The sequence below is a fragment of the Phaeovibrio sulfidiphilus genome, assembly GCF_014861485.1.
GTDB lineage: Bacteria > Pseudomonadota > Alphaproteobacteria > Rhodospirillales > Rhodospirillaceae > Phaeovibrio > Phaeovibrio sulfidiphilus.
This window is the reverse complement of sequence record NZ_JACZHT010000003.1, coordinates 141,079-156,550: the sequence shown is the minus strand read 5'-3', so window position 1 is coordinate 156,550 and position 15,472 is coordinate 141,079. Positions and strand designations below refer to the sequence as shown.

Sequence of the window (15,472 nt, the reverse complement as noted above, 5' to 3'; positions counted from 1 at the left end):
AAAAAAAGATTTAAACCCCCCGGAAGCTGTGGCAAAACGGGGTTCCTTTTTTCCCGATAGGGGCCGGCTTCTTTCAACCGGCTGAAGAGATCGCGCTTGTGTTTCCGAGGGAAAAACGGGAGAAGGGTCCGTCTCTCTCGCTCGGGTTCGGACAGGGCCCGGGCAGGACGGCTCCTTTTTTCCGGGTGTTTCCCGACTTTCACCCTCTCCGGGTCCGCGCCGCGTGACCAGGAGGGCGGTCGTTTGCCGGGTTCGACCCAGGGCGTCGCGCACAGACCGCCTGCGGGGGCCAACAAATAACAAGGGTAGGAAGCGTATGCATATTGTCGTTTGTATCAAACAGGTGCCCGATAGCGCACAGATCCGTGTCCATCCGGTCACGAACACGATCATGCGCCAGGGAGTGCCGACGATCATCAATCCCTACGACCTGTTCGCGCTGGAGGAAGCTCTGCGCGTCCGGGACCGGTTCGGGGGCAAGGTTACGGTTCTGACCATGGGCCCGCCCATGGCCGAGGACAGCCTGCGCAAGGCTCTGGGCTATGGCGTTGACGCCGCGGTTCTGCTGACGGACCGTGCGTTCGCGGGCTCCGACACGCTGGCCACGTCCTTCGCGCTGGCGACCGCGATCGAGAAGCTCCACCAGGAGGATCCGGTCCACATCGTCTTCACCGGCAAGCAGACCATCGACGGTGACACGGCGCAGGTCGGTCCGGGGATCGCGCAGCGTCTCAAGCTGCAGCAGCTGACGTACGTTTCCGCAATCCGCGACGTGGACTCTGCCGGCAAGAGCATCACCGTGGAGCGTCGGGCCGAGGGTGGCACCCAGGTCCTGAAGACCACGCTGCCGTGCCTGATCACCATGCTGGAGGGCACCAACACCCTTCGCCGCGGCTCCATGGATGACGTGTTCCGGGCGGTTCGCTCGGAGGTCCGCACCTGGAGCGCCCGGGACGCCGGTGTCGAGGACATCACCAAGTGCGGTCTTCGCGGCTCTCCCACCGTCGTGAAGAAGGTGTTCGCTCCGCAGCCGCGCATGGAGAAGGCGCAGCAGATCGACGCCCTGGGCAAGAGCCCGGCGGAAATCGCGGACGAGACCATCAATATGCTGTTCACGGCCAGCAACCAGCTCGGGGACGATATCCTCAAGCTGACCGAAGCCATCTAGGGAGCAAAACATGACGGAGAAAAAAGCGGCGCCTGCAGCTCCGACCCGGGCGTCGGCCAAGAAAGAGCTGCCGGAACACTTCAAGGACTACAAGCACGTCTGGGTGTTCATCGAGCTTGAACGGGATGAGGTTCACAGTGTGTCCTGGGAGCTCCTGGGCGAGGGCCGCAAGCTGGCCGACACGCTGAAGGTGGATCTGTGTGCTGTTGTTATGGGCCCTCCGGGCGAGGGCCTCGAAAAGGCGGTCCGGGAGTCCTGGGGCTACGGCGCTGACGTGACCTATGTGGTGGCGGATCCGATTCTCGCGGACTACCGCACCCAGTCCTACACCGAGGGTCTGGAGACTCTTATCAATACCCACAAGCCGGAAATCATCCTGCTGGGCGCCACGACCCTTGGCCGTGACCTCGCCGGATCGCTGGCCACGACCCTGAAGACGGGTCTGACGGCGGACTGCACCGGGCTCGAGATCGACGACGGCTCCCTTGCGGCCACCCGTCCGACGTTCGGCGGCACCCTGCTGTGCACCATTTACACGCTGAACTTCCGCCCGCAGATGGCCACCGTGCGTCCGCGCGTGATGGCCATGCCCGACTTCACCGAGGGCCGGAGCGGCAAGCGCATCGATTTCCCGCTGAACATCAAGGAAAACGATATCATCACCAAGGTTCTGGAATTCATTCCGGATACCACGTCCGACAAGGTCAACCTTGCCTACGCCGACATCGTTGTCGCCGGCGGCATGGGTCTTGGCTCGGCGGCCAACTTCCAGCATGTGATGGATCTGGCCCGGGTGCTGGGCGCCGACTACGGCGGCTCGCGTCCGACGGTCCAGAAGGGCTGGATCCCGGCCGAGCGCCAGATTGGCCAGACGGGCAAGACGATTCGTCCGAAGCTCTACATCGCGGCCGGCATCTCGGGGGCGATCCAGCATCGGGTCGGTGTCGAGGGTGCGGACATGATCCTCGCCATCAACTCGGATCCCAATGCTCCGATCTTCGAATTCGCGCACTACGGCATCGTTGGTGACGCGACCCAGATCCTCCCTGCGCTGACGAAAGCGTTCGAGCAGCGCCTTTCGAAGATGCGCAAGGCGGGCTAAGCCCGGCCAAGCCCTAAAGAGCCGAAAAAGGACCAGGAAATTATGGCCGAGAAATTTGATGTTATTGTCGTCGGCGCGGGGATGGCGGGCAATGCCGCCGCCTATACGCTGGCGAAAGCGGGAGTGAATGTGCTCCAGATCGAGCGCGGTGAGTACGCGGGCTCCAAGAACGTTCAGGGCGGAATTCTCTACGCCCAGGCGGTCGAGGCGCTGATCCCCGAGTTCCGGGAATCGGCTCCGCTGGAGCGCCACATCATCGAGCAGCGCATCTGGGTGCTGAACGACAAGTCCTACATCGGGACCCACTTCCGCTCGGACAACTTCAACGAGGAGCGCCCCAACCGCTACACCCTTGTTCGCGCCCAGTTCGACAAGTGGCTGAACGGCGAGGTGAAGAAGGCCGGTGCGACCGTGATCACCGAGACCACCGTTCTCGAGCTCCTGAAGGACGAGACGGGCAAGGTCAACGGTGTGCGCTGCGACCGCGAGAACGGCGAAGTCCGCGCCGACTGCGTTATCCTGTGTGACGGGGTGAACGCGCTTGTGGGCTCGCGCTCGGGTGTGCGCAAGGAGATCAACTCGAAGGAGGTCGCTCTCGCGGTCAAGGAAATGCACTTCCTGCCGCGCGACGTCATCAACGAGCGCTTCAACATCCAGGAAAGCGAGGGTGTCGTGATCGAGATCCTCGGCACCGTGACCGAGGGCATGCTCGGGACCGGCTTCATCTACACCAACGGTGAGAGCCTCTCGGTGGGGATCGGCGTGATCGTCTCGGATCTGATGAAGAACCGGATCAACCCCTCGACCCTCCTCGAGAAGATGAAGTCCCACCCGTCGGTGGCCCCGCTGCTGAAGGGCTCCGAGGTCAAGGAATACTCGGCGCACCTGCTGCCCGAGGGCGGTTATGATTCCGTGCCCGAGCTGTCCGGCAACGGCTGGATGGTCTGCGGTGACTCCGCTCACCTGCTGAACGCGATCCACCGCGAGGGCTCGAACATGGCCCTGACGTCGGGGCGTCTGGCGGCGGAAACCTATCTCGAGCTCCGGGACAAGGGTCAGCCGATCAACGCCGAGAACCTGAAGAAGTACAACCAGAAGCTCGAGAACAGCTTCGTTCTGAAGGATCTCAAGAAGTACCGCCGCATGCCGCACATCATGCTCGAGAACAAGCAGTTCGTCACGATGTACCCGGACCTGCTGGCCGGGGCCGCCGAGACCCTGCTGCGGGTGGACGGTGTGGACAAGAAGACCAAGGAAAAGAAGATCACCAAGGACTTCCGCAGCGCGCGGGGGATTTTCGGACTGGTCGGGGACGCATTCAAACTGGTGAGGGCATGGCGATGACACAGACTCAGTCGCAGAAAATCGAGGAAAAGCTCTATCAGAACCGCTATCGGGTCGAAGAGGGCAAGCCGCACATCACCATCGTTCCGGAAAAGGCAACCGCCCAGGAACTGAAGATGATGGCCGCGATTTGCCCGGCGGCCTGCTACGAGGAAACCGAGAACGGCAAGGTCGAGATCATTCCCGACGGCTGTCTCGAGTGCGGCACCTGCCGTGTGGTCTGCCAGGGCACCGGGTCGCTGACCTGGAACTACCCGTCGGGCGGATACGGCATCCTCTTCAAGTTCGGCTGAGCCCGGCGCGTCCGGGGCCGTCATCGCGCGGCTCCGGTCGGACGTCCGCCTGCCTCGCGGGACCGGGCATGTTCCGGAGCCCTGCGGATCCGGTGCGGATGTCCGGGGTCTGCCTACTCTTGAAACCAGATCTCCGCCGGGTGACCGGCGGAGATTTTTCGTACCCGCTCTGTTAGCCGCGCTCCTTGAGGCCAGCCCTGGCCGGCGGTGGTGTCGTTCGTGACGGACGCCCGCCCGGGTGTGCCGGGTGTGCCGCCCCCTCGCCGTGCCGGGTGCGCTGTCCGTGCGGGGCGTTCGCCCGCGCGGTCCCGTTTCCCCTGCGCGTTCGGGCCCCGGGTGTCCGGTTGCCGTCTTGCGCGCCCATACCCTTCTCGGGCATACTCGCCTCGTGTTTATTCTTGTTGAATTCGGAGATTACCGATGACCGACTCCCCTCAGACGACCGCCTCGCAGGCGGAGCTTGCCAAGTTTCAGGCCATGGCGGACGCCTGGTGGGATCCGAAAGGGAAGTTCCGGCCGCTGCACGACTTCAACCCGGTGCGCCTCGACTTCCTGCGCGAGAAGCTGCTCCAGCACTTTGGCCGCGACCGCAGTGTTGACCGTCCGTTCGAGGGCCTGACCCTTCTGGACATCGGCTGTGGTGGCGGGCTTCTGGCCGAGCCTCTGGCGGAGATGGGCTTCACCGTGACCGGCATTGATGCGGTTGCGAAGAACATTGGCACGGCCAGGGCGCACGCGGACAAGAGCGGCGTTCCCGTGGAGTACCGTGTGGCGCGCCCCGAGGAGCTGGTGAGCGAGGGCGTGACCTTTGACGTGGTCCTGGCCATGGAGGTTCTGGAGCACGTGGCGGACGTGGACCTGTTCTTGCAGACCCTGTCCGACCTGATGCGTCCCGGCGGGGCCCTGGCCATGGCGACCATCAACCGCACGGTTCGCGCGGCGGTGTTCGCCAAGTTCGCCGCCGAGTACATCCTGCGCTGGATGCCGCCGGGCACCCACGACTGGAACAAGTTCATCAAGCCGAGCGAGCTGGCGGCGGACCTGCGCCGTTACGGTCTCGAGGCCCGGAGTGTGGAGGGTGTCTCCTTCAATCCGCTCGGGGCCACCTGGCGCCGCTCGTCGGATGTGTCTATGAACTATCTGATGTTCGCGGTGAAGGGCTGACGGCGCGTCCGGCCGGTCCTGACGATACGGTTTTGCGCGGGGCAGGGGGATGGATCCCTCTGCCCCGTTTTGCGTTGGGGGCGGCGTGCATCGCGGGGCGTCCTGTCCGGGGACGCGTCCGGACCCCGGTCATGGGATCGGAACGCGGCCCGATTCATGGATCCGCCGTCTGTAGTTCAGGTCTAGAACTCGATTATGGAAACCGCGCGCGCCGGGAGAGACCGGGGCACCCCGTCTGTATGCAGCGCCGCGTCGCTTAGAGCTCCACCGTCTCCCGGGCACCGGGCCGCTTCCCTCCGCGCTGCGCCCGCTTAGAGCTCCACCGTCTCCGGGGCGTCCGGGGGCGTCCTGTGCAGCTCCAGAACGGCGCCCTTCACGTGGCGCGTCTTGCGGAGCATGACCTCCATGAACTGGGCCAGCGCCTCCAGGTCCGCGACGGTGTGGGTATAGAAGCGCAGGGTGCGGGCGCTCTCGGCGGTGTCGGTTTCTCCCGCCTCGAAGAATCCCATCCCGCGTTCGAACACCATGTCCAGGATGGCCTCCTCCGCATCAAGGGTATCCTCAAGGGTGCCGGGGGTGCAGGTGTAGCGGACCACAAGGGTGGGCCGGGAGGGCGGCTCCGACGGCAGGCCCGGGGCGTCTGTCGAACCGGGGGATGCCGCGGGGCCGCCGTTCCTCGCGCCGGCGACGTCCACCTGGATCAGGCCGCGGCTGCCGTTGTCCGGGTCGTCGCCGATCTCGATATCCGGACTGACCGCCAGAAGGAAGGCGGCGATGGTGATCATCTCCGCGTCCGACTTGCCCCGGGGCGACAGGCGCAGGGCCCGGGGTACGATGTCCCGGGAGTTCAGGTCATCCCGGGTGGCGGCCCAACTGGCCAGCAGGTTCCCGGACAGGCTGGCAACGGTCCTCTCCCGGGAGCGCAGCCGCGCCCAGACCGGCGCGGGGGGCCAGGCCGTCCCCTCGGCCCAGGCTTTGATCTCCGGGACCGGGGTCTCGAGAAGGGCGGACGCCTCCTCGTGGGACAGGCCGACCCGGGACAGGGCAGCGGCGAAAAACGAAGGAAAGCGGCTCGGTACGGCTTTCACGGTCCGGCTCCTTTGCAGGAGAACAACAGGGGCATGGTCCCCGGGGAAGCGACCGGGCGCGAGCCCGGGTGGGCCCGGCTGGCCGCGATCGGTTCGGGGCGTGGGTCGCCGGGGGCGGAGGGGCGGGTTTTCGGGCCGGGGCCACGAGGTGGAACCCTGGCCGGCGCGGCGCCGGGCTGCCGGCGGGCGCCGGGCAGTGCGCGCGCCCACCCGCCCGGTGCCGGGATCCGCTGGGCCTACCGGTCCGAGAAGCTGGGCTGGCGCTTCTCGATGAACGCGTTCATGCCCTCCTTCTGGTCCGCGGTGGCGAAGGCTGCGTGGAACAGCCGGCGCTCGAAGCGCACGCCCTCGGCCAGGGTGGTCTCGAAGGCCACGTTGACCGCCTCCTTGACCATCATGGTGGTGATCCGGCTCTTTGCGGCGATGGAGTTGGCGATTTTCAGAACCTCCTCGCGCAGGTTGTCCAGCGGCACGACCCGGGACACCAGACCGCACTGGACGGCCTCCTGAGCGTCCATCATGCGGCCCGTGAGGCACATGTCCATGGCCTTGGACTTGCCCACAAACCGGGCCAGACGCTGGGAACCGCCGATGCCCGGCAGAACCCCCAGATTGATCTCCGGCTGGCCGAAGCGGGCGTTGTCGGCGGCAATGATGAAGTCACACATCATGGCGATCTCGCAGCCGCCGCCAAGGGCGAACCCGGCCACTGCCGCGATGATGGGCTTGCGCAGGGTGGAAATGCGCTCCCAGCCCCGGGTGATGAAGTCCTCGCCGTAGGCCGAGACAAAGGTCTTTGCGGCCATTTCCTTGATGTCGGCTCCGGCGGCAAAGGCCTTCTCATTGCCGGTGAGGACAATGACGCGCACCGTTTCGCTGGCCTCCATCTCGTCCAGAGCCTGGTTGAGCTCGGCGATGAGGGTGCTGGACAGGGCGTTCAAGGCCGCCGGGCGGTTCAGGGTGATGATGCCGACGGGGCCAGAGGTTTCGACAAGAATGTTCTCAAAGGCCATGTGAAGGGTCTCCGGGTGGGATAGACAGGAAGAGAGACAGGGGGGACGGTCGAAAGACAGCCCGGGGCGGGGCAGATGTGCGGGCCGCGTGCCGGACAGGAAAGGAAAGGGGAGGGGGCTCAGTTGCGGGGCGACAGGGAAAACCGGACAATCAGTCCCCGGGGGCCTGCGGTAAAATGGATCTCCAGCTGCTCCGAGTCGCGTACAAAAGCCTGATTTCCGCTCGGCGACCAGCCAAGCTGGGGCAGGGTCTGGCGGTAGAAGTCCAGAACCTCGCCCGCGTTGCGGCCGGTGCGGGCATAGGACTCCACCAGCCTGCCACGGGCGGTGGCGAAGGAGAGCCCCTTTCCCGGAAGCGGTTCAAGCCCTCCCATAAGGGGCACATCGTCCATGCCAGTGACGAAATCCGCGCCGAACGCGGGGATTCCGAAGCACACGATCCATCCGAAAACAGCGAGAGCCGCGAAAGACCGGGCTTTCAACATGGTCTGCCCCTGATGAAAAGGATTTCAAAACAAGTGACCATACCGTAATCCGGGGCCCGCAGGGAGAGAAATTCGCTCCCCGGCCACCTGGGTCTTGATCTTCCGGCCCGTTTGGCCGAAAAATCGTGCTCCGGTCCTGAATGAAAGCAAAAAAGATACCGCCATGACACAGAATTCGAACGACGAGATGACCCATTTCGGCTTCCAGTCCGTGAGGGCGTCGGAGAAAGCCGCGCGCGTGCGCGAGATTTTCGATTCCGTAGCCTCGCGCTACGACGTGATGAACGACCTGATGAGCGGCGGTGTCCACCGGATCTGGAAAGACGCCTTCGTCAGCTGGCTGGACCCGCGACCCGGGCGCCAGTACCTGGACGTGGCCGGTGGCACCGGGGACATTGCGTTCCGGATCCTGCGCTCGGCGGCCCGCCAGCCCACCGGCGGCCAGCCCCCGGCGACGGTCACCGTGTGCGACATCAACGAGGAAATGCTGAGGGTCGGGCGTGACCGGGCCATGGACCACGCCCTGTCCGACGGCCTGTCCTGGGTCGTGGGCGATGCCCAGGCGCTGCCCCTGCCGGACCGCTCGGTGGACGCGTACACCATTGCCTTCGGGCTTCGCAACGTGACCCGCATCGAGGACGCGATCGCGGACGCCCGCAGGGTGCTGCGCCCCGGCGGAAAGATGATGATCCTGGAGTTCTCGAAGGTGGTCATCCCCGTGTTTGACCGCCTCTATGACCTGTACTCCTTCAAGGCGCTGCCCCTGATGGGCCGCTTCGTGGCCGGGGACGAGGATGCCTACCGCTACCTTGTGGAGAGCATCCGCCGCTTCCCGCCCCAGGATGAGCTGGCCCGGAAAATGGAGGAGGCGGGTTTCCGTCAGGTCCAGTACCGGAACCTCACCGGCGGCATTGCGGCCATGCACGTGGGCTGGCGTCTCTAGGTCCAGCCTTGTGCCCGGGCGTTGTCCCGGGCACGCATATGGAACGGGCTCCCGATGGGGCTGCCGATGTTTGCGGGACACGGTCCCGCGGGCGTTTCGATCCAAAGGGTGACGGCCCGGGGACGCCCCGGACGGTGTCACAAGGGCGCCCCGGCGTGGGCTGCCCGCCGTGGGTGGCGACATATCGGAAAGCGCGGATTTCGGTCCGCGCTTTTTCTTTTGGGCCGGCCTGTGCGCGCGGTCCCGGCCCTGTGCAGGGCTGGTGCGGCGGCGCTAGCGGGGCGACGGGTCTGCAGGCTGGGAGGCATCCGGAAAATGTGCGGCCTTTCGGCTGGCAGTGATCCGGTTTCGACCGCTCTCGCCCATGGAGTACAGATCCATCTCCCCTGTAATGGTCATGAGCTTCAGTGCGACCGTATAGACGTCCCCGGGGTTGAGTGTGTGCGCCGTATCCGACGTCCGGATCCAGGAAAAGGGGCTGGGTCCGCTGTAGGAGGCCGTGACGGTTGCGCTTCCCATGCGTGCACCGGACTTGAGTTCCGGATTGCTGTCCCCGGGCTGGAGGGCATTGTACGTCACGGTCAGGGTATGCTCGCCGGGCAGGACGTCCACAAGGTAGACCGAGGTGTTGGATCCCGGCGCTACACGGAGTTTGGGATTGAATGCTCCATCCCGGTCCCTGACGGGCACACCGTCAACGCTCACCCCATAGGAGGCTGGGACCACGAGCGTGGCAACCCGGGCCTGGTCCCGGATCACCTCGGGTCCGGAGTAGGCCAGAACCAGGGGGGCACCTTCGAGGCTTGGAGTCACCATGCCGGTCATTATGGTGGCGCAGCCGCACAGCAGGAGCGCGGTCGCACTCATCAGGATCAAGACAGCTCTCATGGGTTTCCTTCCTTTTGCGGGGAGTCCGGTGGTCCGGAACAGGCGACTGAAACGGAAAAAGGATCTGAAAGCGCACGTCAGGGCCGGATCGGGTTCCGTGGAAAAACGCGATCTCCTTGAGGCCCGGGCGCAATGCGGGGAGCGTGTCGGGCCCCGCCTCAAGGGAGCCACCTGCGGGAACGCCCGGAACGGGACACATGGGCAGCACGTCCGCGCTGTCCGCTGAAGACGGATAACCGCGCGACCCGAGTGCCGGAGCGTCGGGGGGGGCAGGCCCGCTGTCTGCGCAGCGGTCAGGACATGTCCCGGTGATACAGGGGAAAAGGTACGCGGAAAGGGGCGCGGCGATGGGGAACGGTATTGGGGAACGGTATTGGGGTAATATGATACTGGACGCTTCGGGCCATTGGTGCAACGGCGGAAGGGGGCCAGGATCAAAAAATGACGGATTCCTGTCGGCGGGGACGGGGATCGGTTTGACCGGGCTGGCGGCGGGGCCCCCGGTTCAGGAGCCCTTGCGGATCTCCGTAACGCTTCGCCCGCCGATACCCCAGTTGTCCATGTCGACCTCGTCGATCACCACAACGGTCGTGGCGGGGTTCTTGTTCAGAACCCGGCCCAGAAGCTCGGTCACGCCCCGGATGAGCTCGGCCTTTTGCTCCGCGGTGGGGGCCTCCCGGCCTCCGGTGACCTTGATGTTGACGTAGGGCATGGGGCAAGACCTCCAGGTGTTGTCGTGAAACGGCGGAGCGGTTCAGCGTCGGCCCTGTGCGCCCCGGCCGTCGACCGGTGTGGCGCGGCGTCCTTGCGCGCCACGGCACCCGGCGTCTCGAGGACGGGCGCAAGGGCTCCGGTATGGACGTGGGCGCCAGCCGCCCCGTCCGCCTAGTTCAGGGACGACAGCCCCTCTTTCACGAGCTTCTCGCGGTATGTGGACAGGTACGAGCCGAAGCGGTCCGCCTGCTGGACCTTCTGGTTCAGGGTGACCACGTTGGTGCGTCCGTAGTCTCCTGGGCTGGTGATCAGGTCGAACGCCTCGAAGACCGGCGTGTTCTCCAGCGCCGGGCGGTAGCGTTTGCGCAGCAGGCCCAGTTGGGGTTCGTCTCCGGCCAGATAGAGGGCCGTGGCCCAGTCCAGCACATCAAGGGCTGCGTCGTCGGACAGGGTCTCCCCCCGGGCGGGCACCGGAACCAGGCGCGCGATGTTGCGGGCCACCTCTTTCCAGTTGCGGGCCTTCCAGTTGATCTGGGTCCGAAGGGTGATGGCCTCGCGGGAGTTGTCGCCCTCCAGCAGGGCGATGGCCCGGTCCGGCTGGCCCAGGTCCGCGAGGGCGCGCGCGGCAATGCGGTTGCGCTGCTCGTGCAGGGCCAGGGGCATGGCGGGATAGGCGGAGCTCTCGATGGTGGCGAGCGCCTGGCGGGCCAGTCGGGCGCGGCGCTCCGGCTCGAACTCGGACTGGGCCCCCAGCAGGCGCAGCAGGGCAAGGCGGGCGCCGATCTTTGCGCGCTCCTCCCCCGGGGTGGTGAGGCGGGTGTTGAGCTGGTGGTCCAGCAGCAGGGCGGCCTGGTCCAGAAGATCGACGCGGGCGAGCATGTCGGCGAGGTTGCTGATCATCTGGTCCCCGCGCTCGTCCATGGGGGTCAGGATGCGGAACTCGTCGTAAAGCGCGATGGCCGTGGCGGGCGCGAGGGCGTTGGCGCCGCCGTTCAGGTACAGATCCTCGAAGACGGTTTTCATCTCGTCGCGGTATTCCGCGGCTTTGGGACTGTTCGGGAAGTACTCGGTCGCAACCCTCATGACCCGGAGCGCCCCGCCCGGGTCGCCGTTCTGGAGGTAGAGATCCTTGAGCTGCCCCAGCACCCCGAGCTCCAGCTCGTCGCCGCGCCAGGAGTAGCGGATGTGCTCGAGCCCGCGGATCAGATCCTCCACCGGGATCAGGCCCAGGTCGTACTCCAGGGTCAGGCGGGAGCGCAGCGCCTGGAGGTACCACTTCTCGGAGGGCATCCGCTCCACGCTGCGGTAGGTGTCCCGCGCGGTCTCGTAGTCCGCAAGAAGCTCCTGCTGGCGGCCCTCGAGGTAGGTCAGGTGGGCGGTGTCAAAGGTGGTGTTGTCCTTGGGCGCAGTGGCCAGGTCCAGCAGGATGCTCGCACCCCGGCTGTCCTCGATATCGATGGCGGCGGTGGCCGCCACCAGGGCCAGGGGCGTGCGGACACCCGGCGGATAGTCCCGGATGAGCGCGCTGTTTTCCGCCAGGAACTGCTTGACCTCTTTTGTCGCGTCGTCCTGGTTGCGCCGTGCAATGGCGGCCGAGCGCCAGAACCGGACGTCGTCGTCCACGTCCAGCTCCGGGTCCGAGAGGGACTTGATGGCCTCGTCGTCCCGCCCCATGAGGAACAGGGCCGCGCCCTTCAGGGCGGCGGCCTCCGCGCCGTCCACAAAGCCGCGGGTGACGGCGGAGTCCAGGAGGTGGGTCGCGCCCAGGGCCTCGGCTCCGAGACCGTTCGCCAGGTAGAAGTGCGCCATGTCCATGTTCGCCTTCGAGCGTTCGGCGGGGGAGCTCAAAAGATCCTGCACCAGCGCGCTCAGGAACGTGTTCTGGCGGGAGGGGAAGGGCTCGTCGCGTTTCTCGCCGAACCAGCGCGGGAAGTCGTAGACCTTGCGGTAGTCCCGGCCCATGACGGTTCCGGGCAGGGCCTGGGCTCCGGCTGTGGTGGTCTCCGACAGCACAAGGCCCTCGTCGGCGGTGATGACGATGCCCTCCCGGGTGGAGGCGACCGTCAGCTTTTCACGGATCGGGGAGACCACAATGCCCTGGGCCGTGCGATCCAGGGTCAGGTCCGTATAGCGCTCGGTGCGGCCGATGCCGTTGCCCACGGGCGAGATGCAGACTACGTGGAAGGGGGTGCCGTCCTCCGGGTCGAAGATCTCGAAGACGGAGCCACCCCCGGGAACCGGGATGTACAGGCGTGCGGTATCCGGGGTCTGGCCTTCCTGGGCGATCACGTCCAGCGGCGAGACCGGGGCCAGGGGCTGGGCTGTCAGCTCCAGGATCCAGGTCAGGCCGTCGCGCCGGAAGCTGGGGTTGATCCCGTCTTCCAGGATCATGCGCAGGGCCGTGACATCCGAGCGCAGCTTGACCTGCTGGACGAACTCCACCGCATCGCCAAAGGCGCCCTTGAACGCTTCGACATCGACGCTGGAGGCCTTGTCAAAGACCACCCAGACGTAGCTGTCCCGGCGGAAGGCGGCGGCGGACGAGGGCTCGTCCCAGTGGAACGCCCAGGTGGACGGGCCGAACTGGTCGTGGGGCACGGCGCCGGCGGCGACGGCCTCGGTGACCGGGGTCGAGGGGGCGGCCTCGGGCATGGGGGGCTCAACGTCCGGTCCGGAGCCCGGCGCGGGAGCCTGGAGGATGCCGCCTGTGGTCGCCATGCGCGGTGCCGGGGGCTGGGCCGTCGCGCCCACGGGTGAGGGCGCTCCCGGAGTGGCACCGGGTGCCGGGGCGGGTGCGATCGCTTCGGGAGTGGCGGGGGCCGTGGCCGCCGTGGCGTCCGTGGCGTTTGCCGGTCCGGTGGCGGTGGCGGCGGGCGCCTTGGCTCCGGCAGCGGCTGCGGGGGCCGGGGCCGGGGGAATGACGGCGGGCGGACGTCCCGTGACGGGATCGGGGCCGGTCACGGCCGGGGTGGCGTCCGCCGGTGCCGTCCCCGGGGCTCCGGTCTGCGGTGCCGGTGTGGCCGGAGCGCTCCCGGATGCGTTTGCCGTGGCCGTGGCCGGGGACGCGGGTCCGCTCGGGCCCCCTGCGGCGGCCTCCGACGCGTTGGATGCGTTTTCGGTGTTCGGGGTGTTTTCGGCGGGGGCCGAGCCCGGGGCCATCAGGTCCAGGGCGACCGAGTTCCCGGAGCGGAAGTGGCGCACCGGGTTCCCCGCGGGCAGCGGGAAGGTCAGGGTCAGCGCCCCGTCTCCCTGGCGGGCGCTCACGCCTTTCAGGCCCTCGGGCAGACGGGCGTTCAGCTGGGTGAGGTCGACCCGCCCCGGGCTCTCGAACCGGGCAACAAGGGCGCCGTCCCGCGTCTCCACGGTGTAGGGCACGGTGCGGGGCCAGTCCAGGACAACGCGGAAGAAGTCCTTGTGGGCTCCGGTCCGCACCGGGATCAGCCGGGGGTTGGTGGTCTGGGCCGCCGCCGGTGCGCTGTCCGCCGCTGCCGGTGAGCCGGAGGCGGGCGACAGGTCAATGACCGCGGCACGGGCGATCTCGCGGGTGGTGGCCCGGAACTCCCCCTTGAGGGGAAAGGTCACGGTCTGGCGGTCCGGACTGATTTTGGCCGGGCCGATGTAGTCCTTCAGGCGCGAGGGCAGGGCGTCCAGGGAGGCGGTGACCGGGCGGTCAAACTGGATCACCAGGGTTCCGGAGACCACGTCGGCCTTGAAGGTCACGGGGGTCTTCCAGTCGAACACCAGGCGGCCATACCCGGGGTGGGCACCGGCGCGCACCTCCTGGGCCAGGACCGGGCGGTCCGGACAGGCAACGGCGACCGAGGTCAGAGCTGTAATAACGAGACCGGAAGCAAGGTGCTTCGTTACGGGCTCTTTCCGTTTCATGGTTCCTCGCCCTCTGCCAGAATATACAGGTAGACACCCTCTCCGGACGTGGATGCCGCCAGCTGCGATTGTATGTCAACAGGCGCCAGAAAGCCTGCTTTTTTCAAATTGTTTGCGGTTTTTGCCGCATCGTCCAGACCCCGGGACCAGGCGAGCGCGCTTTCGGGGTCGGGGGCGCGGCAGCCGCTGACAACCACCTTCTTTCCCAGCCGGTCCAGGAAGCGGGCAAGCGGGGACAGGGGCTCCGGATCGCCGGGGTTTGCGGGGCGTGCGTCCCAGACCCCCGGAGGGAGTTTCAGGGTGATCACGTCGGGATAGATCCGGATCACGATCCCGTCAAGGCCGGGCGCGTCCTTCAGCATGTCCTCGAGAAGGGCGCCGAAATAGGCGGTCTCGAACGCTGCCGGGGGCAGGACCGCCTCGATGTTCCGCTCCTGGCGCGCGGGCGTCCGCTCGATTCCCAAAGGCGCATCCACCCGGGTGGACAGGACGTCGCTGGCCGCTGGCACGGCCGAGGCCTCCGGGCTCAGGGGAACCTCGGTGGTCATCATGGCAAACAGAAGCACGAAGAAGGCGAACAGCAGCAAGATCAGATCCGTGATGGTGATCATCCAGATGCTGTCGGCCAGCCGGGGCCGGGGCTGGTCCGGACCGTTTCGGGGTGCGGAGGTGAGGGGGTCGGGGAGCAGCGTCATGGCGGGGCCGAGCGCTCCAGCGGGTTCTCAAAGTCGATCCGGAACGTGAAGACGATGTAGCCCAGAGGCCCGGGGGACAGGCCGATTTCCACGGTCCGGGGCGAGGCGCCGCGCCGGAAGGCCAACTCGCCCAGGGCCACGGCCCGGCGGTGCTCCAGGGAGGCATCCCCCGCATAGGGGCTGTCGCTGGCGTCGCCGGTCAGCACGGTCATGGTCATGCGCCGGGGAATGCCCGCGTCCTCGCCGTAGGCCAGGGCGGCAATGAGCCCGTCAAACAGGCGGGTGCGCAAGGCGCGCGGCGTGTCATCGTTCTTCTGGAAAAACTCGGAGGCGGGCAAGGTGACCTCGAGCACCCGACCGGGGGTGGGCTCCTCCACCCGGGCGGCCGGGATCTCGGACTGGAACAGGGCCCCCAGGTCCGCAAAGACCTGCCGGGCCACCGCCAGCACCTGGCCTGACTGGGAGATGTCCTCGACGGCGGAGCCGGGAAAAATGGACGAGGCCGAAAACGCCCCGAGAACGCTGCCGACCGCCTGGCGCGTGCGGTCCAGGTTCAGGGTGGACACGCCGACAAGGGCAATGAAAAAGGTCAGAAGGATGATGTAAAGGGACAGGTACAGCGACGAGCCGCTGTCAAATCCCCCTGCGCCGTGCGTGTTCGCCCTCTTGTCCTCCATGAACGACCGTGCC

14 protein-coding genes are annotated in these 15,472 nt (G+C 66.7%); 6 read left to right on the top strand and 8 right to left on the bottom strand.

What is annotated here, in order from left to right:
- The first annotated feature begins 316 nt into the window (after nt 1-316).
- From IHV25_RS05540 to ubiG, 5 genes are all read left to right on the top strand, one after another.
- The gene (locus IHV25_RS05540) at nt 317-1,168 is read left to right on the top strand and encodes an electron transfer flavoprotein subunit beta/FixA family protein (RefSeq protein WP_192534113.1); all 852 of its coding nucleotides are present in this window, start codon (nt 317-319) and stop codon (nt 1,166-1,168) included.
- 10 nt (nt 1,169-1,178) lie between these two features.
- A complete protein-coding gene (locus IHV25_RS05535) occupies nt 1,179-2,270 on the top strand; it encodes an electron transfer flavoprotein subunit alpha/FixB family protein (RefSeq protein ID WP_192534112.1) in 1,092 nt (363 codons plus the stop codon).
- Nucleotides 2,271-2,312: 42 nt separating this feature from the next.
- Nucleotides 2,313-3,614, top strand: a complete 1,302-nt coding sequence (locus IHV25_RS05530; RefSeq protein ID WP_192534111.1) for an FAD-dependent oxidoreductase — start codon at nt 2,313-2,315, stop codon at nt 3,612-3,614.
- Nucleotides 3,611-3,907: a ferredoxin family protein gene (locus IHV25_RS05525; protein ID WP_192534110.1), complete on the top strand. Its 297-nt coding sequence runs from the start codon at nt 3,611-3,613 to the stop codon at nt 3,905-3,907. The genes IHV25_RS05530 and IHV25_RS05525 overlap by 4 nt, the downstream gene beginning before the upstream one ends.
- 420 nt (nt 3,908-4,327) lie before the next feature.
- On the top strand, nt 4,328-5,071 hold the full coding sequence (ubiG, locus tag IHV25_RS05520; protein ID WP_192534109.1) for a bifunctional 2-polyprenyl-6-hydroxyphenol methylase/3-demethylubiquinol 3-O-methyltransferase UbiG: 744 nt from the start codon (nt 4,328-4,330) through the stop codon (nt 5,069-5,071).
- A gap of 311 nt (nt 5,072-5,382) precedes the next feature.
- Here ubiG and IHV25_RS05515 read toward each other — a convergent pair whose 3' ends face one another.
- From IHV25_RS05515 to IHV25_RS05505, 3 genes are all read right to left on the bottom strand, one after another.
- Entirely contained in the window at nt 5,383-6,159 is a 777-nt protein-coding gene (locus IHV25_RS05515) for a hypothetical protein (protein ID WP_192534108.1), read from the bottom strand.
- Between the two features lie 236 nt (nt 6,160-6,395).
- Nucleotides 6,396-7,172, bottom strand: coding sequence for an enoyl-CoA hydratase (locus IHV25_RS05510; RefSeq protein WP_192534107.1), 777 nt, complete (start codon nt 7,170-7,172; stop codon nt 6,396-6,398).
- A gap of 119 nt (nt 7,173-7,291) precedes the next feature.
- Nucleotides 7,292-7,657, bottom strand: coding sequence for a hypothetical protein (locus IHV25_RS05505; protein WP_192534106.1), 366 nt, complete (start codon nt 7,655-7,657; stop codon nt 7,292-7,294).
- 163 nt (nt 7,658-7,820) lie between these two features.
- Between IHV25_RS05505 and ubiE the strand changes: the two genes are divergently transcribed.
- On the top strand, nt 7,821-8,600 hold the full coding sequence (ubiE, locus tag IHV25_RS05500) for a bifunctional demethylmenaquinone methyltransferase/2-methoxy-6-polyprenyl-1,4-benzoquinol methylase UbiE (RefSeq protein WP_192534105.1): 780 nt from the start codon (nt 7,821-7,823) through the stop codon (nt 8,598-8,600).
- 273 nt (nt 8,601-8,873) lie between these two features.
- Here ubiE and IHV25_RS05495 read toward each other — a convergent pair whose 3' ends face one another.
- From IHV25_RS05495 to IHV25_RS05475, 5 genes are all read right to left on the bottom strand, one after another.
- Complete coding sequence (locus IHV25_RS05495; RefSeq protein WP_192534104.1) at nt 8,874-9,488, bottom strand: hypothetical protein; 615 nt, start codon at nt 9,486-9,488, stop codon at nt 8,874-8,876.
- Between the two features lie 505 nt (nt 9,489-9,993).
- Nucleotides 9,994-10,200 carry a tautomerase family protein gene (locus tag IHV25_RS05490; protein WP_192534103.1) on the bottom strand — a complete coding sequence of 69 codons (207 nt, stop codon included), beginning with the start codon at nt 10,198-10,200 and terminating at the stop codon, nt 9,994-9,996.
- A gap of 173 nt (nt 10,201-10,373) precedes the next feature.
- On the bottom strand, nt 10,374-14,087 hold the full coding sequence (locus IHV25_RS05485) for a tetratricopeptide repeat protein (RefSeq protein ID WP_192534102.1): 3,714 nt from the start codon (nt 14,085-14,087) through the stop codon (nt 10,374-10,376).
- The gene (locus IHV25_RS05480) at nt 14,084-14,782 is read right to left on the bottom strand and encodes a flagellar motor protein MotB (protein ID WP_192534101.1); all 699 of its coding nucleotides are present in this window, start codon (nt 14,780-14,782) and stop codon (nt 14,084-14,086) included. The genes IHV25_RS05485 and IHV25_RS05480 overlap by 4 nt, the downstream gene beginning before the upstream one ends.
- Nucleotides 14,779-15,459, bottom strand: a complete 681-nt coding sequence (locus IHV25_RS05475; protein WP_192534100.1) for a hypothetical protein — start codon at nt 15,457-15,459, stop codon at nt 14,779-14,781. The genes IHV25_RS05480 and IHV25_RS05475 overlap by 4 nt, the downstream gene beginning before the upstream one ends.
- Nucleotides 15,460-15,472 lie beyond the last annotated feature (13 nt).